16 protein-coding genes and 1 pseudogene are annotated in these 21,446 nt (G+C 72.1%); 7 read left to right on the top strand and 10 right to left on the bottom strand.

Features of this window, described 5'->3' with window-relative positions:
* Positions 1–13: 13 nt before the first annotated feature.
* Together ACZ4Z4_RS03130 and ACZ4Z4_RS03125 are read right to left on the bottom strand one after the other, a co-directional pair.
* On the bottom strand, positions 14–1,807 hold the full coding sequence (locus ACZ4Z4_RS03130) for a glycoside hydrolase family 3 protein (RefSeq protein ID WP_468322100.1): 1,794 nt from the start codon (positions 1,805–1,807) through the stop codon (positions 14–16).
* 385 nt (positions 1,808–2,192) lie between these two features.
* The gene (locus tag ACZ4Z4_RS03125) at positions 2,193–3,089 is read right to left on the bottom strand and encodes a LysR family transcriptional regulator (RefSeq protein WP_468321333.1); all 897 of its coding nucleotides are present in this window, start codon (positions 3,087–3,089) and stop codon (positions 2,193–2,195) included.
* 114 nt (positions 3,090–3,203) lie between these two features.
* Here ACZ4Z4_RS03125 and ACZ4Z4_RS03120 point away from each other — a divergent pair, with 114 nt between their 5' ends.
* Positions 3,204–4,223: an EamA family transporter gene (locus tag ACZ4Z4_RS03120; RefSeq protein ID WP_468321331.1), complete on the top strand. Its 1,020-nt coding sequence runs from the start codon at positions 3,204–3,206 to the stop codon at positions 4,221–4,223.
* Here the strand turns inward: ACZ4Z4_RS03120 and ACZ4Z4_RS03115 are convergent.
* From ACZ4Z4_RS03115 to ACZ4Z4_RS03105, 3 genes and pseudogenes are all read right to left on the bottom strand, one after another.
* Positions 4,207–4,890: pseudogene (locus tag ACZ4Z4_RS03115) on the bottom strand (sugar phosphate isomerase/epimerase family protein); the annotation flags it as partial. The gene ACZ4Z4_RS03120 and the pseudogene ACZ4Z4_RS03115 overlap by 17 nt on opposite strands.
* Positions 4,891–4,944: 54 nt before the next feature.
* A complete protein-coding gene (locus ACZ4Z4_RS03110) occupies positions 4,945–5,877 on the bottom strand; it encodes a bifunctional helix-turn-helix transcriptional regulator/GNAT family N-acetyltransferase (RefSeq protein WP_468321329.1) in 933 nt (310 codons plus the stop codon).
* Positions 5,878–6,029: 152 nt separating this feature from the next.
* Positions 6,030–6,629 carry a LysE family translocator gene (locus ACZ4Z4_RS03105; protein WP_468321326.1) on the bottom strand — a complete coding sequence of 200 codons (600 nt, stop codon included), beginning with the start codon at positions 6,627–6,629 and terminating at the stop codon, positions 6,030–6,032.
* Between the two features lie 28 nt (positions 6,630–6,657).
* Here ACZ4Z4_RS03105 and pdxR point away from each other — a divergent pair, with 28 nt between their 5' ends.
* Positions 6,658–8,262 (top strand): MocR-like pyridoxine biosynthesis transcription factor PdxR, encoded by a 1,605-nt coding sequence (gene pdxR / locus ACZ4Z4_RS03100; RefSeq protein WP_468321324.1) that lies wholly within the window; start codon positions 6,658–6,660, stop codon positions 8,260–8,262.
* Between the two features lie 47 nt (positions 8,263–8,309).
* Here the strand turns inward: pdxR and ACZ4Z4_RS03095 are convergent, their stop codons facing one another.
* Entirely contained in the window at positions 8,310–9,353 is a 1,044-nt protein-coding gene (locus ACZ4Z4_RS03095) for a LacI family DNA-binding transcriptional regulator (RefSeq protein ID WP_468321321.1), read from the bottom strand.
* 187 nt (positions 9,354–9,540) lie between these two features.
* Between ACZ4Z4_RS03095 and ACZ4Z4_RS03090 the strand changes: the two genes are divergently transcribed.
* The 5 genes from ACZ4Z4_RS03090 (at position 9,541) to ACZ4Z4_RS03070 (ending at position 16,788) form a co-directional block, all read left to right on the top strand.
* Positions 9,541–10,698, top strand: a complete 1,158-nt coding sequence (locus ACZ4Z4_RS03090; RefSeq protein ID WP_468321319.1) for a Gfo/Idh/MocA family protein — start codon at positions 9,541–9,543, stop codon at positions 10,696–10,698.
* Positions 10,695–11,873 (top strand): dihydrodipicolinate synthase family protein, encoded by a 1,179-nt coding sequence (locus tag ACZ4Z4_RS03085; protein ID WP_468321317.1) that lies wholly within the window; start codon positions 10,695–10,697, stop codon positions 11,871–11,873. Before ACZ4Z4_RS03090 ends, ACZ4Z4_RS03085 begins: the two co-directional genes overlap by 4 nt.
* Positions 11,870–12,739 (top strand): sugar phosphate isomerase/epimerase family protein, encoded by an 870-nt coding sequence (locus ACZ4Z4_RS03080; RefSeq protein WP_468321314.1) that lies wholly within the window; start codon positions 11,870–11,872, stop codon positions 12,737–12,739. Before ACZ4Z4_RS03085 ends, ACZ4Z4_RS03080 begins: the two co-directional genes overlap by 4 nt.
* 321 nt (positions 12,740–13,060) lie before the next feature.
* On the top strand, positions 13,061–15,292 hold the full coding sequence (recD2, locus tag ACZ4Z4_RS03075; RefSeq protein ID WP_468322097.1) for an SF1B family DNA helicase RecD2: 2,232 nt from the start codon (positions 13,061–13,063) through the stop codon (positions 15,290–15,292).
* A gap of 197 nt (positions 15,293–15,489) precedes the next feature.
* Complete coding sequence (locus tag ACZ4Z4_RS03070) at positions 15,490–16,788, top strand: citrate synthase (RefSeq protein WP_190415400.1); 1,299 nt, start codon at positions 15,490–15,492, stop codon at positions 16,786–16,788.
* Between the two features lie 412 nt (positions 16,789–17,200).
* On the opposite strand, the gene ACZ4Z4_RS03065 is transcribed toward ACZ4Z4_RS03070, so the two are convergent.
* The 4 genes from ACZ4Z4_RS03065 to ACZ4Z4_RS03050 form a co-directional block, all read right to left on the bottom strand.
* Positions 17,201–19,465, bottom strand: a complete 2,265-nt coding sequence (locus tag ACZ4Z4_RS03065; protein WP_468321311.1) for a heavy metal translocating P-type ATPase — start codon at positions 19,463–19,465, stop codon at positions 17,201–17,203.
* Positions 19,466–19,583: 118 nt separating this feature from the next.
* Positions 19,584–19,904: a heavy-metal-associated domain-containing protein gene (locus ACZ4Z4_RS03060; RefSeq protein ID WP_468321308.1), complete on the bottom strand. Its 321-nt coding sequence runs from the start codon at positions 19,902–19,904 to the stop codon at positions 19,584–19,586.
* A gap of 174 nt (positions 19,905–20,078) precedes the next feature.
* Complete coding sequence (locus ACZ4Z4_RS03055; protein ID WP_055564500.1) at positions 20,079–20,276, bottom strand: MerR family transcriptional regulator; 198 nt, start codon at positions 20,274–20,276, stop codon at positions 20,079–20,081.
* Between the two features lie 217 nt (positions 20,277–20,493).
* Positions 20,494–21,393, bottom strand: a complete 900-nt coding sequence (locus tag ACZ4Z4_RS03050) for a sugar phosphate isomerase/epimerase family protein (RefSeq protein ID WP_468321306.1) — start codon at positions 21,391–21,393, stop codon at positions 20,494–20,496.
* Positions 21,394–21,446 lie beyond the last annotated feature (53 nt).

Raw genomic sequence — 21,446 nt, 5'->3', positions numbered from 1 at the left:
AGCGGCGTACGGCTCAGTACGTCAGGCCGTACCCGATCGGGTACAGCACCTGCGCCGGGTCGTCCGCCCGCCGCACCGGCACGGGCAGCCGGCCCCGGGGCGCGACCCGGCCCGCGATGACGCGTGCGGCGGCGCGCAGTTCGACGTCGGTCCAGGAGTACGAGGCGAGGGCGGCGTCGACGGGGGGCAGGTGGGCGATGTCGTACGGGTTGCGGATCGCGAGGGTGATGACGGGGAGGCCGGTGGCCTTGAGCGCCGCGACGAGGGTGGCCTGGCTCGTGTCGTCGGGGTGGTCGGTGGCCCGGTGGACGTGAGCCTGGGGCTGGCCTTGGGCCTGGGCTTGGGCGTGGGTGGTGTTCAGGGTGGTGTTCGCCGCCTGGGTGTTGTCCCTCGTGGTGGCGTGCGTGGTGATGTTGTACGTCGTCACGAGGACGGTGTCCTGGCCTCCCTGCGCCGCCGCCACGGCCTTCTCGATCGTTGCCTCGTCGGGGGCGGTGCCGGTGGGCAGGGCCGTGGCCCGGAAGCCCAGGGCGTCGAGGGTGTCCGCGAGGACCGCGGTCGGCGGGCCCGTGGTCCCGGACGGGGAACGGGGGTCGGCGCCGACCACCAGGATGTTGGGGTGGGTGGCGGGGGACAGGGGGAGGAGCCCGTCGGTGTTGACCAGGAGGGTCGTGGTGGCTTCGGCGATGCGGTCGGCCGCGGCGAGGTGGGCGGGGGTGCCGACGGCGGGGGGCGCGACGGTGACGGGCGCGGGAGCGGGGTCCTCGTCGCTCAGGAGGCCCACTTTCGCCTTCATGCGCAGGACGCGCAGGACCGATTCGTCGATGCGGTCCTCCGTGAGCTCGCCGCTCCTGACCGCGTCGATGACGGCGTGCCACGCGACGTCCGGGCGCGGCGGGTTCAGGAGCTGGTCGGCGCCCGCCTTGAGGGCGAGGACGGCCACGCGGTCGTCGCCGTACTTCGTACGGACGCCGCGCATCGCGAGCGAGTCCGTGGCGATGACGCCGTCGAAGCCGAGCTCCTCACGCAGGACGCCGGTCAGGATCGGGTGGGAGAGCGTCGCCGGGTCGCCCGACGGGTCGAGGGCGGGCACCACGATGTGCGCGGTCATGACGGAGTCGACGCCCGCGGCGATCGCGGCGCGGAAGGGCGGCGCGTCGTGGCGTTCCCACTCCTCGCGGGTGTGGTGGATGTGCGGGAGCTCGGTGTGGCTGTCGTCCGTCGTGTCGCCGTGCCCGGGGAAGTGCTTGGCGGCGGTGGCGATGCCGGCGCTCTGATAGCCCTCGATCTGCGCGGTCACGAAGCCGGCGACGGCGTCGGGGTCGGCGCCGAAGGAGCGGACGCCGATGACCGGGTTGGCGGGGTTCACGTTCACGTCGGCGTCCGGGGCGTGGTCCTGGCGGATGCCGAGGGCGCGCAGCTCGGCGCCGGCGATGCGGGCGGCCTCGCGGGCGTGCTCGTGGGAGCCGGACGCGCCGAGGGCCATGGCGCCGGGGAGCAGGGTGGCGGGGGCGCCGACGCGGGCGACGACACCGTGCTCCTGGTCGACGGAGATGAGGACGGGGACGGCGGGTGAGGCCCGCTGGATCCCCCGGGAGAGCTCGGCGATCTGGTGGGGGTCGCGGGTGTTGTTGGCCCAGCCGAAGTAGATGATGCCGCCGAGGCGGTAGCGGGCGATCAGCTCGGCGGCGTCGCGCACGCCGAGCTCCCGGAGGTTCGTGTCGACGTCGGCCCGGTCGGGGTCGGTCGCGCTGTGGCCGTACACGTGCATCACGAAGAGCTGGCCGACCTTGTCCTCCAGGGACATGGAGCCGACGAGTGCGCGGAGCCCGCGGTCGCTGTGGCCGTCGCTGTGGCTGTCGCTGCCGTCGGGCTGCTGCACGTGGGCTCCTGCGGTTCGGAGGAAACTTTCAGGAGCTACGGATATCCCGAAGATTTCTGCCGGTCAAGGGAGGAGCGCGGGAGGAGCACGGGGCCGTCACCGGCGCTGTGAAGGGGGGCGCACCGGTGACGGCGAGCTGCCGGCCGCGGGCGGCGGAGAGGGTGGTCAGCGTTCGCAGCCAGCAGCGATGCCGACACCGCCTCGCGGAGACTCACCGGCAGCGTGCCGGTTGGACGGGCGGGACACGCGGAGGGTTCCCAATCGGCGTGGTAATTACGGAAGTTGGGGCCGGAGGGGAGCGCGGGGCGGGTCAGGACGGCCAGTGGGACTGGAGGGCCTGGACTGTCTCGGCTATGGCGGGGCGGCGGGAGGCTCCCGTGCGCCACAGGGCGTAGAGGCGGCGGACGGGGACCGGGTCGAGGGAGACCGTGACCGCGCCGGGCGGGACGGGGCCGCGGCCGAGGCGCGGGATGAGCGCGATGCCGAGCCCCGCGGCGACGAGCGCGACCAGCGTCGGGTTCTCCTCGGCCTGGTGGGCGATGTCGGGCTCGCACCCGGCCTCGCGGAGCGTGCGGATCAGCCACTCGTGGCAGACGAGCCCCGGAGGCTGCGTGATCCAGCGTTCCGCCTTCAGCTCCGTGCGGCGTACGGACGCGCGGCCCGCGAGCCGGTGCCCCTCGGGGACCACGAGGTCGCAGAAGTCGTCGCCGATGACCGCCTGTTCGACACCGGGCGGCGTCGGCAGCGGCGCGATGTCCCAGTCGTGGACGACGGCCACGTCGATGGCGCCCTTGGCGACGAGGTCGACGGACAGGTGCGGGTCGATCTCCGTCATACGGGCGTCCAGGGCGGGGTGCCTGCGCGCCAGGTCGGCGAGGACGGACGGCAGGAGCCCCCGCGCCGCCGAGGCGAACGCGGCGATGGTGAGGCGCCCCGCGGGCACCCCGCGCCGCTCCTCCAGCTCGGTCTCGGCGCGTTCGACGATGGCCATCAACTGGCGCGCCGTCTCGGCGAGATGCAGCGCTTCCTCGGTGAGGGCGACGCCTCTGCCGCGGCGCTCCAGGAGCGTCGTGCGGGTCTCCCGCTCCAGCTTGGCTATCTGCTGGGAGACCGCGGACGGCGTATAGCCGAGCGCGGTCGCGGCCGCACCCACCGTGCCGTGCACGGAGACGGCGTGCAGCGCGCGGAGCCGGGCGAGATCGAGCACGGGGTCCCCATTCGTCAGCGGCAATTCATAAGCGGCGATTCGTAAGCGTTGCTTCATCCAATCATGCAGAGATCCGCGCTGGTCCTACACGGTCGGAGCGGTGATCCTCGACGCATGCGACCTGCACATGTCTGTCTGGCTGTCCTCGTTGCCGCCGTCTGGGGCGTCAACTTCGTGGTGATCGAGGTGGGGCTCGGCCACTTCCCGCCGCTGCTCTTCTCCGCCCTGCGCTTCCTCGTGGCGGCGCTGCCCGCCGTCTTCTTCGTGGGGTGGCCGAAGGTGGCGTGGAAGCAGGTGATCGGGGTGGGCCTCGTGCTCGGCGTGGCCAAGTTCGGGCTGCTCTTCATCGGGATGGACGCCGGGATGCCCGCCGGTCTCTCCTCGCTGGTGCTCCAGGTCCAGGCCGTGTTCACCGCCCTGTTCGCCTTCGTGCTGCTGGGCGAACGGCCCGGCAGGGTACGGGTGGTGGGCATGGCCGTCGCCCTCGCGGGGATCGCGGTCGCGGGCGTCGACGAGGGCGGGACCGGTCCGCTCACCGCCTTCGCGCTGCTGGTGGGCGCCGCGGCCTGCTGGGGCGTCTCCAACATCCTCACCCGCAGGGCGGCCCCGCCGGACGCCCTGAACTTCATGGTGTGGGTGAGCACGGTTCCGGTGCTGCCGCTGCTCGCGCTCTCCCTGCTCTTCGAGGGGCCGTCCAGGGACCTCGACGCGCTGCGTTCCCTCGACTGGTCGGGCGCGGGCATCATCGTCTACGTCGCCTGGGTCACCACGGTCTTCGGCTTCGGCGCCTGGGGGTACCTGCTGCGGCGCCACCCCGCCTCCACGGTCGCCCCGTTCTCCCTGCTCGTGCCGGTCTTCGGGATGTCGTCGGCCGCCCTGGTCCTGGGCGAGTCGGTGAGCGGTCTGCGGTGGTGCGCGGCGGCGCTGCTGGTGGGCGGGGTCGCGCTCACCTCGTTCGCGGGGGCGGGCGGGGGCGGGGGCGGTGCCGGTGCCGGTGTGGTCAGGCGGACCGGGACACCAGCCGTGACAGGAGCTCACGGCCCGGACCGAGCAACTGCGGCAGCGGTGCCGCCGCTTCGTACCAGCGCTTCTCGTACTCCCAGCACAGCCACCCCTCCCAGTTCTCCGCGGTGAGCGTCTCCACGCACTCGGCGATCGGCAGCGTGCCGGCGCCGAGCGCCAGTGGCGTCTTGTCCTCCGCGGACGCGATGTCCTTCACCTGGACGTAGCCGAGGTAGGGGGAGAGCGCGGCGAAGGTGTCGGTGACGGACTCGCCGCCGAGCCAGGTGTGCATCACGTCCCACAGGGCGCCGACCTGGCGGTGCCCGACGGTGCCGAGGACACGGGTGGCGTCGGCGCCGGTGCGGTGCGAGTCGTGGGTCTCCATGAGGATGCGCACGCCCGCGTCGGCGGCGTGCCGGGCGGCGGTGCCGAGCCGCCGCGCGGCCGTCGCGTCGGCCTCCGCCGCGCTCTGTTCGGTGCCGCCGCCGGGGAAGACGCGGATGAAGGGGGCGCCCAGGTCGCGGGCGAGGTCGACGAGGGACCGTATCTCGTCGAGGACGGGGCCGTCCTCGCCGGGCGCCGCCACGCGCGCGTACCCGGCGATGCCGAGGATCTCGACGCCGGCCGCCTTGAACTCGGCGGCCACGTCGGCCCGTTCGACGAGGCCGAGCCCCGGGTGCACCGGTTCCTCGGGGTGTGCGCGGAGCTCGACGCCCTGGTAGCCGTGGTCCGTGGCGAGCCGCAGCACGTCGGGGACGGGCAGGCCCGGGACGCCGAGGGTGGAGAAGGCGAATTTCATGGTCCTGACAGTAGGCGGCGTACGGGTGTGGTCAACCCCGCCGCGGCGCGGCGCTCACGCGGGCCCTCCGTGCAGCGGAAGCCGCCAGTCCTGTCCCACGAGGTCGACGCCGAAGGAGCGGTGCGGCTTCTCGGACACGAGGACGAAGCCGTGGCGCTGATAGATCCCGCGGGCCGCCGCGAGCACATCGTTGGTCCACAGGGTCAGCTCGCGATACCCGGCCTCACGCGCGAACTCGACGCAAGCCGCGACGAGTTGATCCCCGATGCCGAGGCCCCGCGCGTCGGGCTCGACGAGCAGGAGACGCAGCCGGGCCGTCCCCGGCGCCTCGTCCCGTACGCACATCACGCACCCCACGGGCCGCCCGTCGAGCTCGGCGATCCACACGCGCTCCAAGTGGGGGTCGTGGTCCTCGGCGAAGTCGGCGACGATGCGGGCGACGAGGCCTTCGTACTCCGCGTTCCAACCGAACTCCGCCGCGTACACCGTGGCGTTGCGCTGCACGATCCACCCGAGGTCGCCGGGCCCCGGCTGCCTGAGTACGACGTCCGCCCGCTGCCCGCGGCGGCGGGGCCGCCCGCGGCCGCCCCCGAGGATCTCCCGCACCGTGCGCATGGCCGCCGCGAGCCGGACCCGGTCCGCGGCGGGCACCTCGGCGAGCAGCGAGCCGACCGATTCCCGCGACCGCTCGTCGAGCAGCTCGGCGGCGTCGCGCCCACGGGCGGTGAGCGTGATGCGCTGCCGCCGCGGATCGGCCGCCGAGGGCGCCCGCTCGACGAGACCGTCCCGCTCGAACTTGGCCAGGAGCCGACTCAAGTACCCGGCGTCGAGGGAGAGTTCGGCCCGCAGATCGGCCGCGTCGGTACGCGTCGCGTGCGCCAGCTCGTACAGGACACGGGACTCGGTGAGGGTGTACGGGACGTACAGATGGCGGCTGTAGTCCAGCGCGCCGATGAGGTTCGTATAGAACCGGTTGAAGGCACGCATCTCATGAATGGGAGCACGCGCCACCGCGCGCACCGGGGCTACTTGAGGAGGCTTCGTCATACGGATCACTCCGGGTCACCTTTGACTGAGTCAACGGTACGCCGGAGTGCCGCGGCTGGGAACCCCGGCTCGGCCGAATGTGTGGGGCCGCCTCACAGGAACGCCAACCGTGCCCCCAGCGCCGCGAACGCCGCGGCGAAGGTGCGGCGGAGCCAGGTCACCACGTGGGGGCGGGAGATGACGTGGTTGCGCATGGCGGCGGCGAAGCGGCCGTATGCCGCGAAGACGAGGAACGTGATCAGCATGAAGTAGGCGCTGAGCTCCGTCATGCGCAGGGCGGCGTGCGGCTCGTCGGTGCTCACGAACTGGGGCAGGAACGCGAAGAAGAACAGCGTCAGCTTCGGGTTGAGGATGTTGATCAGTACGCCCGTCAGGATCGTGCGGCCCGCCGAGCGCGGCTCGCTCTCCCGCTCCGCGGTGAGCTCGCTCTTGTCCCGCAGCGTGCTCCACGCCATGTACAGCAGATAGGCCACACCGAGGTACTTGAGCGTCTGGAAGGCGACGGCGCTGGTGTTCATGAGCGCCGCGAGGCCGGTGATCGCCGCCACCATGTGCGGGACGACCCCCAGCGTGCAGCCGACGGCCGCGACCACCGCGGCGCGGGTGCCGCGCGAGAGACCGGCCGCGACGGTGAACAGGACGCCGGTGCCCGGCGTCACGCAGACGACCAGGGAGGTGAGCAGAAATTCCATGCCCCGACCCTCCCGCCACAATGGCTCCATGAACAGGTCCATTGGATCTCCTTCTCACAGGTCCATAAGTGCGACCGGAGCCGTCGACTTCCTCCAGCTCGACACCGGCGACGCCCCCAGGGGCGGGCTCTCCGACTGGCTGGCGCGGCAGATCAGGAGCGCGATCGCCGACGGCCGCCTCGCCGTCGGCAGCAGGCTCCCCGCCACCCGCACCCTCGCCGCCGACCTGCGCGTGTCCCGCGGCGTCGTCACCGAGGCCTACCGGCGCCTCACCGAGGACGGCCACGTCGCCGGGCGCGGCCGGGGCGGCACGGTGGTCGTCGCCGTACCGCACCCGTCGGGGACGGCACTCGGACGACCGCCCGCACTCGGACGACCGCCCGCACCGGGACGACCACCCGCACCGGGACGACCGCCCACACCGGGACGATCGCCCGCACCGGCACGACCGGCCGCTCCCGGGCGGAAAGCGGTCGGCGACCCGGCCGGGACCCTCTTCACGGCCCCGCCCGACCTCGGCGTCTTCGACGCCATCCGCTCCGCGCCCGCCCGCATCGACCTGTCACCCGGCCTCCCCGACCTCGCCGCCTTCCCGCGCGCGGCCTGGCTGCGCGCCGAGCGCCGCGTGCTCGCCGGGCTCTCGCCCGCGGACTTCGGATGCGGCGACCCGCGCGGCACCCCCGCCCTGCGCGGCGCCGTCGCGCACTGGTTCTCCCGCAACCGCGGAATCCTCGCCGACCCGGACGACGTGCTGATCGTCAACGGCACGGCCCAGGCGCTGCGGCTGCTCGTCGACGTCCTGCGCGCCGACGGGATCACCGGTGTGGCCGTGGAGGAGCCGGGTTCACTCGGCGTACGCCAGCACCTGCGGCCGCTCGACACCCCGCCCGTCCCGGTCGACGCCCACGGCATCCGCGTCGACGCGCTGCGCGCCACGGGGGCCCCTGCCGTACTGCTCACGCCCGCCCACCAGTTCCCCACCGGAGTCGTCCTCGGCGGTGAACGGCGGCGCGAGCTGATGGACTGGGCCCGCGCCGGCGGCCTCGTCATCGAGGACGACTACGACGCCGAGCACCGCTACGACCGGCCCGCCGTCCCCGCCCTGCGCGCCCTGCTCCCCGGGCACGTCTGCTACGCGGGCAGCGTCTCCAAGCTCCTCGCGCCCGCCCTGCGCCTGGGCTGGCTGCTGGCCCCGTCCGCGTACCGGGAGGCGCTCGTGGACGCCAAACGCCTCATCGACCTCGGCAGCCCGGCACTGCCCCAACTGGTTCTCGCCCACCTCATGGACTCCGGCGACCTCGAACGCCACCTGCGCCTCATCCGCAGACACCACCGCAGGCGCAGGGACGCGATGATCGCGGCGATCCGGGAACACCTGCCGGGGGCGGTGGTGCACGGCGCCGCGGCGGGCCTGCACCTGATGATCACGTTCGGCGCGGAGGCGCGCGGCGGCCCCCACGGCAAGCTCTCCGACACGGAGCTGGCCACGGCGGCCCTCACCCACGGAGTCAAGGTCCACCCCTTGTCCTGGCACACCCAACGCCCTCAGCCCCCCGGCCTGGTCCTCGGCTACGCGGCAACAGGCACCGCGGAGATCACGGAGGGGGTGGCGGTGCTGGGACGACTGGTCTGAGCGACCCCGGCGTACCGCCCCGTCGCTCCCAGGCCACGCCCCGCCCCCTACCGCGGCCCCGCCGTGGACCCCCGCACCATCAGCTCCCCGTGCACCGTCGCCACCCCGCCCGGCGGGGGCTTCTCCTTGCTCATGGCGATGCGGCCGGCGCGGGCGCCCGCCTCGTGGAGGGGGAGGCGGACCGTCGTCAGGGCGGGGACGGCGTCGATGCTGAAGGGGAGGTCGTCGAAGCCCGCCACCGACACGTCGTCCGGGATGCGCAGACCCTTGTCGCGCAGGGCCGCGCACGCGCCGAGCGCCACCGTGTCGTTGGCGGCGACGACGGCCGTCAGGTCGGGGGCGCGGCGCAGGAGTTCGTCGGTGGCGTCGTAGCCGGAGCGGCGGTCGTACGGGCCGTGGACCGTCAGCGCCGGGTCGTCCGCGATGCCGCGCGCGGCGAGGGCGGCGCGGTGGCCCTCCAGGCGGTGCCGGGTGGTCGTGCGCTCCTCCGGACCCGCGATGTACCCGATACGGCGGTGCCCGAGGCTCAGCAGATGCTCCGTCAGCTGCTGGGCCCCGCCCCGGTTGTCGAAGGTGAGCGCCACCGCGTCGGCCTCCGGCGACGGCGGCCGGCCGCACAGCACCACCCGCGTGCCCGCCTCCGCGAGGCGCCGCAGCTTCCCGGCGGTCGCGGCGGCGTGCTCGGCGTCCTCGATCGCCCCACCCGTGAGGATCACCGCGGCGGCGCGCTGGCGCTGAAGGAGTGTGAGGTAGGTGAGTTCGCGCTCCGGAGAGCCGCCGGTGTTGCAGACGACGGCCATGCGCTCCCCGCCCGCACGGCCGCCGGGCCCGCCGATCTCGGACTGCACCGCGCTCGCCATGATCCCGAAGAAGGGGTCGGCGATGTCGTTGACGAGGATGCCGACCAGGTCGGAGGTGGCCGCGGCGAGCGCGCTCGCGGGACCGTTCAGGACGTAGTCGAGGTCGTCCACGGCGCGCAGGACGCGTTCGCGGGTGGCGGCCGCCACGGGATAGTTGCCGTTCAGCACGCGGGAGACGGTGGCGGGCGACACCTGCGCGCGGGCCGCCACGTCCGCCAGGGTCACGGTCACGTCGTACTCCTCCGGTTGCCCATCACGTACCTCTCCGGTCACCCGGCCCGCACCCGCCCCAGGTCACCCGTTTGTCCTCGCCCGGTCGCTGCTCCCGACCGGACCCCTTGTCCGAAGCTTGTCCGGCAGGCTAGCTTGCCCCCGGATAGAAAGCGCTTGCTACGCTCGCTCCCATGGAGGGACTCCCGTGACACGCAAGACGGTGCGCATCGCCATGAACGGCGTCACCGGACGCATGGGCCACCGCCAGCACCTGGTCCGTTCGATCCTCGCCCTCCGCGAACAGGGCGGCCTCGACCTGGGCGACGGCACCGTGCTGTGGCCCGAGCCCGTCCTCGTCGGCCGCAGGGAGCACGCGCTGCGCGCCCTCGCCGACCGGCACGGCCTGGAGCACTGCTCGACCGACCTGGACGCCGTCCTCGCCGACCCGACCGTCGACATCTACTTCGACGCGCAGGTCACCTCCGCGCGCGAGGACGCCATCAAGCGGGCCATCGCCGCAGGCAAGCACATCTACACCGAGAAGCCGACCGCCACCGGGCTCGACGCCGCCCTCGGGCTCGCCCGGCTCGCCGAGGGCGCCGGCATCAAGCACGGCGTCGTCCAGGACAAGCTCTTTCTGCCGGGTCTGCTGAAGCTGAAGCGGCTCGTCGACGGGGGCTTCTTCGGCCGGATCCTGTCCGTGCGGGGCGAGTTCGGGTACTGGGTCTTCGAAGGGGACTGGCAGCCCGCCCAGCGCCCCTCCTGGAACTACCGCGCCGAGGACGGCGGCGGCATCGTCGTCGACATGTTCCCGCACTGGGAGTACGTCCTGCACGAGCTGTTCGGCCGCGTACGCACCGTCCAGGCGCTCACCGCCACGCACATCCCGCAGCGCTGGGACGAGCGCGACAAGCCCTACGACGCCACCGCCGACGACGCCGCGTACGGCATCTTCGAGCTGGACGGCGGCACCGTCGCGCAGATCAACTCCTCCTGGGCGGTGCGCGTCAACCGCGACGAGCTCGTCGAGTTCCAGGTCGACGGGACGGAGGGGTCGGCGGTCGCCGGGCTGCGCAACTGCCGCGTACAGCACCGCAGTGCGACGCCGAAGCCCGTCTGGAACCCGGACCTGCCCGCCACCCACTCCTTCCGCGACCAGTGGCAGGAGGTGCCGGACAACCAGCCCGACGGGTTCGACAACGGCTTCAAGGCGCAGTGGGAGCTCTTCCTCAGGCACGTCTACGCCGACGCGCCCTACCACTGGGACCTCCTCGCGGGCGCGCGCGGCGTGCAACTCGCCGAACTGGGCCTGAAGTCCGCCGCCGAGGGCCGCCGCGTCGACGTCCCGGAGATCGCGCTGTGACCCGGCCCCTCCAGGTGCTGCTGCCGGCCGCGGGAGGCGGCACGCGCGCGTACACCCCGCGCGAGGCGCCGCCGCGCTGGGCGACCGGCGGGCCCCCGCTCACCTCCCGCACCGTCTTCTCGGCCGCCCACGTGGTCGCCGACCCCTTGGCGGACGTGCCGCCCGAGGGCCCCGCCGCCGTCGACTGGGACGCCACCCTCGCCTTCCGCCGCCACCTGTGGGCGCACGGCCTGGGCGTCGCCGAGGCCATGGACACCGCCCAGCGCGGCATGGGCCTGGACTGGGCGGGCGCGGCCGAGCTGATCCGCCGCTCGGCCGCCGAGGCCAAGGCGGTCGGCGGGCGGATCGCGTGCGGAGCGGGCACCGACCAACTCGCCCTGCCCACGCACCTCGCAAGCCTTCCCCAGGTCAGGGACGCGTACGAGGAACAGCTCGCCCTCGTCGAGTCGGTCGGCGCCCAGCCGATCCTCATGGCGTCCCGCGCCCTCGCCGCCGCGGCCACGTCACCGGACGACTATCTGGAGACGTACGGCCATCTCCTGCGCCAGGCCGGCGAGCCGGTGATCCTGCACTGGCTCGGCCCCATGTTCGACCCCGCTCTTGCGGGCTACTGGGGATCGGCCGACCTCGACACGGCCACGGACACCTTCCTGGAGGTGATCGCCGCCCACCCCGGCAAGGTCGACGGCATCAAGGTCTCCCTCCTGGACGCCGACCGCGAGATCGCCCTGCGCCGCCGCCTGCCCGACGGCGTCCGCTGCTACACCGGCGACGACTTCCACTTCCCCGAGCTGATCGCGGGCGACGACCACGGCTTCAGCCACGCCCTGCTCGGCATCTTCGACCCGCTGGGCCCGGTCGCCGCGGAGGCCGTGCGCGCCCTCGACACCGGCGACGCGCAGCGCTTCCGCGCCCTCCTCGACCCCACCGTCGAGCTGTCCCGCCACCTCTTCCAGGCCCCCACCCGCTACTACAAGACCGGTGTCGTCCTGCTGGCCTGGCTGGCCGGACACCAGACGCACTTCACCATGGTCGGCGGCCTCCAGTCGGCCCGCTCGCTGCCCCACCTCGCCCGCGCCTACGAACTCGCCGACGGCCTCGGCCTGTTCCCCGACCCGGCCCTCGCGGCCGCCCGCATGCGCTCCTTGCTCACCGTCCACGGAGTCCCACAATGACCCCCGAGCCCGCCCCTGTCCCTGCCCCCGCCGCTGCCCCCGTGCCGCTGTCGCGGCTGAGCGTGAACCAGGAGACCATCAAGCAGTGGTCGCTCCCCGAACTCGCCGAGGGCTGCGGCAAAGAGGGCATCGGGGCGGTCGGCCTGTGGCGGGCGCCCGTCCAGGAGTACGGGGTCGAGCGCGCCGCCCGCCTCATGCGGGACGCCGGTCTGACGGTGACGAGCCTGTGCAGGGGCGGCTTCCTCACGGACGTCGAAGAGGTGGCACGCGCGCGTGCCCTCGACGACAACCGCGCGGCCGTCGACGAGGCGGCGGCCCTCGGCACGGACACGCTGGTCCTGGTCTCGGGCGGCCTGCCGCCCGGCGACAAGGACCTGTCCGGCGCGCGCGAGCGGGTCGCGGACGCGCTCGCCGTCCTCGCTCCCTACGCCGAGGAGCGCGGCGTGCGCCTCGCGATCGAGCCGCTGCACCCGATGTTCGCGTCGGACCGCTGCGTGGTCTCCACCCTCGGCCAGGCACTCGACATCGCGGAACGCTTCCCCGCGCACCAGGTGGGCGTCGTCGTCGACACGTACCACGTGTGGTGGGACGACCGGGCGCCCGAGCAGATCGCGCGGGCGGGGGAGAGCGGCCGGCTGCACGCCTTCCAGCTGGCGGACTGGATCACGCCGTTGCCCGCGGGCGTCCTGCTCGGCCGGGGGCAACTGGGCGACGGCAGCATCGACTTCCGCGCCGTCCGCGGCCTCGTCGACGCCGCCGGATACCGCGGCCCGATCGAGGTGGAGATCTTCAACGAGGGACTGTGGGCGCGCGACGGGAGCGAGGTGCTGAGGGAGACGGCGGAGCGCTTTCGCGCGTACGCGTGAGCCGTGAGCGAGGGCCTGCCGCAGCACCTGGGAACCCAGCACGAAACCCGTAAAAAAACTTCTGGGCCACTCCGTGCAACCCTTCGGGCACCAGGCGTGTCGTACTTGGAGTCAGGACCTCTGAGGGGGGTTCCAGGATCTGGGGGGATCCGGGGGATCCGGGGGGATCGCACGGTTCTGACAGGGGAGGGGAAACCGAAGGGGTCTGGTCCTCGGGCCAGACCCCTTCAAAGTTGTCCACAGGTTCGAAGTTGTCCACAGGCGCGCCGCGTTGTCGGTGCCGGGCGGTAGCGTCGGATCATGTCGAGTCCAGCTACAGCGATGGCGGTGCTCGAGGGGGTCCTCGAGCGCATCACGTACGCCAATGAGGAGACCGGGTACACGGTCGCGCGTGTCGACACCGGCCGCGGCGCCGGTGACCTGCTCACCGTCGTCGGCGCGCTGCTCGGCGCGCAGGTCGGCGAGTCGCTGCGGATGCACGGCCGCTGGAGCTCCCACCCGCAGTACGGAAAACAGTTCACGGTGGAGAACTACACGACGGTGCTGCCCGCCACCGTCCAGGGCATCCGCCGCTATCTCGGCTCCGGCCTCATCAAGGGCATCGGACCCGTGATGGCCGACCGGATCACCACCCACTTCGGCGTCGACACCCTCGACATCATCGAGTCGGAGCCGAAGCGGCTCGTGGAGGTGCCGGGGCTCGGACCCAAGCGGACGAAGATGATCGCCGCCGCCTGGGAGGAGCAGAAGGCCATCAAGGAGGTCATGGTCTTCCTCCAGGGCGTCGGGGTCTCCACCTCCATCGCCGTCCGCATCTACAAGAAGTACGGCGACGCGTCGATCTCCGTCGTGAAGAACGAGCCCTATCGCCTCGCCGCCGACGTCTGGGGCATCGGTTTCCTCACCGCCGACCGCATCGCCCAGTCCGTCGGCATCCCGCACGACAGCCCGGAGCGCGTCAAAGCCGGCCTTCAGTACGCGCTCTCGCAATCCACCGACCAGGGGAACTGCTATCTGCCCGAGGAGCGCCTCATCGCGGACGCGGTGAAGCTGCTCCAGGTCGACACGGGCCTCGTCATCGACTGCCTGGCCGAGCTGGCCGGGGAGGAGGAGGGCGTCGTCCGCGAGTCCCTGCCCGACCCGGACGGGGGCGACGACATCGCCGCCGTCTACCTGGTCCCCTTCCACCGTGCCGAACTCTCCCTCGCAGGCCAGCTGTTGCGGCTCCTGAAGACCGCCGACGACCGCATGCCGGCCTTCCGGGACGTCGCCTGGGACAAGGCCCTCGCCTGGCTCTCGGACCGCACCGGCGCCGAGCTCGCGCCCGAGCAGGAGGAGGCGGTCCGGCTCGCGCTGACCCATAAGGTCGCCGTCCTGACCGGCGGCCCCGGCTGCGGCAAGTCCTTCACGGTCCGCTCCGTCGTCGAGCTGGCCCGCGCCAAGAAGGCCAAGGTCGTCCTCGCCGCCCCCACCGGCCGCGCCGCCAAGCGCCTCGCCGAGCTCACCGGAGCCGAGGCGTCCACCGTGCACCGCCTGCTGGAACTGCGGCCCGGCGGCGACGCGGCGTACGACAAGGACCGGCCGCTCGACGCCGATCTGGTCGTCGTCGACGAAGCCTCGATGCTCGACCTGCTGCTCGCCAACAAGCTGGTGAAGGCCGTGCCGCCCGGCGCCCACCTGCTCTTCGTGGGCGACGTGGACCAGTTGCCGAGCGTCGGCGCGGGCGAGGTGCTGCGGGACATGCTCAGTGCGGAGAGCCCGATCCCCGCCGTCCGCCTCACCCGCATCTTCCGGCAGGCCCAGGAGTCGGGCGTCGTCACCAACGCCCACCGGATCAACTCCGGCGTCCCGCCCATCACCCAGGGCATGAAGGACTTCTTCCTCTTCGTCGAGGAGGAGACCGAGGACGCGGGCCGCGTCACGGTGGACGTCGCCGCGCACCGCATCCCGAAGAAGTTCGGCCTGGACCCGCGCCGCGACGTGCAGGTGCTCGCCCCCATGCACCGCGGCCCGGCCGGCGCGGGAAATCTGAACGGCCTCCTCCAGCAGGCCATCACCCCCGCCCGGCCCGACCTGCCGGAGAAGCGGTTCGGCGGCCGGGTCTTCCGCGTCGGCGACAAGGTCACCCAGATCCGCAACAACTACGAGAAGGGCCAGAACGGCGTCTTCAACGGCACGGTGGGCGTCGTCACCGCCCTCGACACCGACGAGCAGCGGCTCACCGTCCGCACCGACGAGGACGAGGAAGTCCCGTACGACTTCGACGAACTGGACGAGCTCGCCCATGCCTACGCCGTGACGATCCACCGCTCCCAGGGCAGCGAGTATCCGGCCGTGGTGATCCCGGTCACCACCGGCGCCTGGATGATGCTTCAGCGGAATCTGCTCTACACCGCCGTGACACGCGCCAAGAGGCTGGTCGTCCTCGTCGGTTCGCGCAAGGCTCTGGGACAGGCAGTGCGCACGGTCTCCGCGGGAAGGCGCTGTACGGCCCTGGATTTCAGGCTTTCGGGGCCCACCGGCCGTCGCGGAGCGGGCCCTGGAGAGTTTTGATCGATCAAACGAGTAGGAAACCTCACACAGCACTTCCGGAACCGGGGCGAAGGGGGCAGGATGAGCAGGTTGGCGGCACTGAGTGCCGCCAATAGGCCCAATGGTCGACCCCGAGTGCACTCTCCAGGGCCAAATGGGGGATGGTAGAGACAGTCAGGGCACCTCGAAGAAGAGGCACAACGTCGGTGAGGGATGACGTGAGCGAGAACGCTAACAACGGTGTAGTACTGCGGTACGGCGACGACGAATACACCTACCCGGTGATCGAGTCGACCGTCGGCGACAAGGGCTTCGACATCGGGAAGCTCCGCGCCCAGACCGGTCTGGTGACCCTGGACAGCGGCTACGGCAACACCGCCGCCTATAAATCCGCCATCACCTATCTCGACGGTGAACAGGGCATCCTCCGGTACCGCGGCTACCCGATCGAGCAGCTGGCCGAGCGCTCCACCTTCACCGAGGTGGCGTACCTCCTGATCAACGGCGAACTGCCGAAGGTCGACGAGCTGGCCACCTTCAAGAACGAGATCACGCAGCACACCCTGCTGCACGAGGACGTCAAGCGGTTCTACGACGGCTTCCCGCGCGACGCCCACCCGATGGCGATGCTGTCGTCCGTGGTCAGCGCGCTGTCGACGTTCTACCAGGACAGCCACAACCCCTTCGACGAGAAGCAGCGCCACCTCTCGACGATCCGCCTGCTCGCCAAGCTCCCGACGATCGCGGCCTACGCGTACAAGAAGTCGCAGGGCCACCCGGTCGTCTACCCGCGCAACGACCTCGGCTACGTCGAGAACTTCCTGCGCATGACCTTCTCGGTGCCCGCCGCCGAGTACGAGCTGGACCCGGTCGTGGTCAACGCGCTCGACAAGCTCCTGATCCTGCACGCGGACCACGAGCAGAACTGTTCGACGTCCACCGTGCGTCTGGTCGGCTCCTCGCAGGCGAACATGTTCGCCTCGATCTCCGCCGGCATCTCGGCCCTGTGGGGCCCGCTGCACGGCGGCGCCAACCAGTCGGTCCTGGAGATGCTGGAAGGCATCCAGGCCTCCGGCGGCGACGTCGACACCTTCATCCGCAAGGTGAAGAACAAGGAAGACGGCGTGAAGCTCATGGGCTTCGGGCACCGCGTCTACAAGAACTTCGACCCCCGGGCGAAGATCATCAAGGCGGCGGCGCACGACGTCCTCTCGGCGCTCGGCAAGTCCGACGAACTGCTCGACATCGCGCTGAAGCTGGAGGAGCACGCGCTGGCCGACGACTACTTCGTCGAGCGCAAGCTCTACCCGAACGTGGACTTCTACACGGGCCTCATCTACCGCGCGATGGGCTTCCCGACCGAGATGTTCACGGTCCTGTTCGCCCTCGGCCGCCTGCCGGGCTGGATCGCCCAGTGGCACGAGATGATCAAGGAGCCGGGTTCCCGCATCGGCCGCCCGCGCCAGATCTACACGGGCGAGGTCCTGCGCGACTTCGTGCCGGTCGAGGGTCGCTGACCCCGGGCGAACAAGCGGAAAGCGCCCCGCCGCCGATCCCCCCACGGGTCGACGGTCGGGGCGCTTCCCTTTTTCCCGGTGCGGATTCCCCCCACGGGATCCGGCCGGGCGTCTGTGGCTGCCCTGCGGTCTGCCGGGACGCGTACGTACGGGAGGGCCGCTCAAAGCTCCCCGGTGCACGTGCCCCGGCAACGCAATATCCAGGAACATCCCCCAAGATGTCCCCTGATGTCAGAAGACGTCCCCCAAGACATCTTCCTGCATCGCCCCATTAGACTCTCGTCCCCCCTCAATGGTTACGTTCGGATCACTGTGATCTGCGTCTCTTGCATATGTCCCGTACATGCGCAAGAACCCAGATATGGGGATTTCGGGACTGGCGTGAGGATGCTGAAACGACCTTGTGAAGGGGTTATGTGAACGTCCTCAGACGGAGACTGTTGGTGACCACGAAGACCGAGGAGAACGCCATCGCGGCGCCCGCGATCATCGGGTTCAGCAGACCGGCCGCCGCGAGCGGCAGCGCGGCCACGTTGTAGCCGAAGGCCCAGAAGAGGTTGCCCTTGATGGTGGCGAGGGTTTTTCGGGAGAGCCTGATGGCGTCGGCCGCGACCCGCAAGTCCCCGCGCACCAATGTCAGGTCGCTCGCCTCGATGGCCGCGTCCGTGCCGGTGCCCATCGCGAGCCCCAGATCGGCGGTGGCGAGCGCGGCCGCGTCGTTCACGCCGTCCCCGACCATCGCCACGACCTTGCCCTCACCCTGTAGCCGTCGTACGACATCGACCTTCTCCCGCGGCAGGACCTCCGCGTGGACGTCGTCCGGCGCGATGCCCACCGCGCGGGCGACCGTGTCGGCGACGGCCTTGTTGTCGCCGGTCAGCAGCACCGGCCTCAGACCGAGCGCGCGCAGCTCGCGGACCGCTTCCGGGCTGGTCTCCTTCAGGGCGTCCGCGACCGCGAGGACCCCGCGCGCCATCCCGTCCCAGGCGACCAGGACCGCCGTGCGCCCGGCGGCCTCCGCGTCGTCCCGCAGCTTGGCCACCGCCTCCAGGCCCGTCACGCCCGCGTCCGCGAGGAGCCGCTCCCGCCCGACGAGCACCTCGTGCCCGTCCACCGTGCCGCGCACCCCGGACCCGGCGACGTTCTCGAACCGCTCCGGCGCCGGCAGCTCCCCGGCCGCGACCCCCAGGCGGTCGGCGGCGCCCGCCGCGACGGCACGGGCCACCGGGTGCTCCGAGGCGTGCTCCAAAGCCCCCGCGAGCCGGAGCAGCAGCTGCTCCTGGGTGTCCCCGGCGAGGTGCACGTCGGTCAGCTCCATGCGGCCCGTCGTCACCGTGCCGGTCTTGTCGAGGACCACGGTGTCGACGCGGCGGGTGGACTCCAGGACCTCGGGGCCCTTGATGAGGATGCCGAGCTGGGCGCCGCGCCCGGTGCCGACCATCAGGGCCGTCGGCGTGGCGAGGCCGAGCGCGCAGGGGCAGGCGATGATCAGGACGGCGACGGCGGCGGTGAACGCGGCGGTCACGTCGCCGGTGGCGCCGAGCCAGCCGCCGAGCGTGCCGATCGCGATGAGCAGCACCGCCGGCACGAAGATCCCGGCGATCCGGTCGGCGAGCCGCTGCACCCGGGCCTTGCCGGTCTGCGCGTCCTCGACGAGCCGCGCCATCCGCGCGAGCGAGGTGTCCGAGCCGACGCGCGTCGCCCGCACCACGAGGCGCCCGGAGACGTTCACGGTGCCCCCGGTCACGGCGGCGCCCGCGCCCACGTCCACCGGCACCGACTCGCCGGTGAGCAGGGAGGCGTCGATCGCGGACGCGCCCTCGACGACGGTGCCGTCGGAGGCGACGGTCTCCCCGGGGCGTACGACGAAGTGGTCACCGACGGCCAGGCGCCCGACCGGCACCCGCTCCTCCGTGCCGTCCCGAAGGACCGCCACGTCCTTGGCGCCCAGCTCCAGCAGGGCCCGCAGCGCCGAGCCGGCCTTCCGCTTGGAGCGGGCCTCCAGCCAGCGGCCGAGCAGGATGAACGTGACGACCCCGGCGGCGACTTCGAGGTAGATCGTGGAGGCGCCGTCACCGGGCGAGGCGGTGAAGTCGAAGCCGTGCCGCATCCCTGGCATCCCGGCGTCCCCGACGAACAGCGCCCACAGCGACCAGCCGAAGGCGGCGAGCGTGCCGACGGAGACGAGGGTGTCCATGGTCGCGGCCGCGTGCCGCAGGTTGGTGAACGCCGCCCGGTGGAAGGGCAGGCCGCCCCAGACGACGACGGGCGCCGCCAGTGTCAGCGAGAGCCACTGCCAGTGGTCGAACTGGAGGGCGGGCACCATCGCGAGCAGGACGACGGGCAGGGACAGGACGGCGGAGACGATCAGCCGCTGCCGCAGAGTGTCGGGCTCGGTGATGTCGGCGGTGGTGGGGGCCGGGGCACCGTCACCGGTGGGCGGGACGGGCTCCGGCGGGGGCGGCACGATCTCCTCGGCCGTGTAGCCCAGCTTCTCGACCAGGGCGATCAGCTGGTCGACCGCGACCCCTTCGCCCTCGTCGTACGAGACCTTCGCCTTCTCCGTGGCGAGGTTGACCGTGGCGGTCACGCCCTCCATGCGGTTCAGCTTCTTCTCGATGCGCGAGGAGCAGGAGGCGCAGGTCATCCCGCCGACGGCGAGTTCGACTTCGGTCATGACTCTTTCGTACAGCTTCCGGGTGGGGGTACGGCTGCGGGCCCTGTGGTGTCGGTGCCGACACCACAGGGCCCGGGGTACCCGGCGCGGGGCCGGGCAGACGTCGCGGGCGGGCCGCTCAGGCCTCGGTGGAGACGAGCTCGTAACCCGCCTCGTCGACGGCGGCGCGCACGGCGGCCTCGTCGAGCGGTGCTTCGGAGACCACGGTGACCCGGCCCGTGGCGGCGACGGCCTTGACGGAGGTGACGCCCGGGATCGCCGAGATCTCCTCGGACACCGCGCCCTCGCAGTGCCCGCAGGTCATCCCCGTCACCTGGTACTCGGTGGTGACGGCGCCCCGCGGCGCCTCGGCGGCGTCGGAGTGGCAGGAACCGCTGGGGGAGCAGCAGGACCCGGTCGTCTCGGACCCGGCCTGCGGCAGCTCGGTCTGGGCGCTCATGTCGTTCTCCTCGGGGAGGGATGTGTACGAATGCGGCGTAGCGTGCTGGAGGCGGTCCCGGGAGCCCCGGTGACCTCCTCCCTCCACACTCCGAGACTATACCCCTAGGGGGTATGAAATCAACGAGGGGGGCCGCGCCGGACGGACGCGGCCCCGGGGGGATCGGTCGGGGGATCAGTCTCTGCGGCCGCGGTTGCCGGGCCGGGCGGCCACCCAGGCCCGGACGGTGTCCGCGTACCAGTAGGGCTTGCCGCCCTCGACGTGGTCGGGGTCCGGCAGCAGTCCGTGCTTGCGGTAGGAGCGGACGGTGTCGGGTTGCACACGAATGTGCGCGGCGATCTCCTTGTACGACCAGAGCCTGCGGTCGGTCATCGGTGGCACCTCCCTGCGCGCGCCCAGGGCGACCGGAGAGGCCGACGGGGGAACTGGGTGCGACGCTTGGCGATCACTCAGCCTGTGCCCGGTGCAACGACGCAGGGTGACCGTCGGGGGTTGACTGTCGACCGCCTGTGACGCAAGCCCCGCGTACGCGAGACATGTGTGACAGGACGGGAGTGTTTGTGACAGAAGAGACGCAATGCGGCTGCTGCTACGCGCCGCACGACCGCAGGTAGGAGCGGGTGCGGCGGGCGACCGGCAGCGGCCTGTCCGGGTCGCACGGGTACATGTCCTGCTCCACGATGGCGAACAGCTCCACGCCCAGCTTCCCGGCGGCGTCGAGGACGGGCCCGAGTGCGGGCACCCCGGCGGGCGGCTCGCACATCACGCCGCGCGCCACCGCGGGCCCGAACGGCACCTCCTGGGCCCGCACCTCCGCGAGGATCTCCGGGTCGACCTGCTTGAGGTGCAGATAGCCGATGCGTTCGCCGTACGTCTCGATGAGTTTGACGCTGTCGCCGCCGCAGTAGGCGTAGTGCCCGGTGTCCAGGCAGAGCGAGACGAGGTCCGGGTCGGTGGCGTCGAGGAAACGGGTGACGTTCTCCTCGCTGTCGATGTGGGTGTCGGCGTGCGGGTGGACCACGACGCGCAGGCCGTACCGCTCGCGGACCTCGTGGGCCAGGCGCTCGGTCTGGGTGGTCAGTTCGCGCCATTGTGCGGGCGTGAGGACGCGGTCCTCCAGGACCTCGCCGGTCTTGTCGTCGCGCCAGAAGGACGGGATGACGACGAGGTGCTCGGCGCCCATGGCCTGCGCGAGCGCGGCGTTGTCCGCGACGTGGGCCCAGGTCTTCTCCCAGACGGCGGGCCCGTGGTGCAGCCCCGTGAAGACCGTGCCCGCGGACACCTTGAGGCCGCGGCGGGCCGTCTCGGCGGTCAGGACGGCCGGGTCGGTGGGCAGATAGCCGTACGGACCGAGCTCGATCCACTCGTACCCGGACTCCGCGACCTCGTCGAGGAAGCGCCGCCAGGGGACCTGCCGGGGGTCCTCGGGAAACCAGACGCCCCACGAGTCGGGCGCCGAACCGATCCGGATGCGGGACAGCGTCGTCATGCCGGTCAGACTCCAGGCCGTCCCGGAAGGGTGTCAAGCAGTGGTCCGAATGT

The sequence above is a fragment of the Streptomyces sp. NPDC030245 genome (assembly GCF_055572995.1).
Note: the sequence above shows the minus strand (reverse complement) of the source record. Positions and strands in the feature narration are given on the sequence as shown.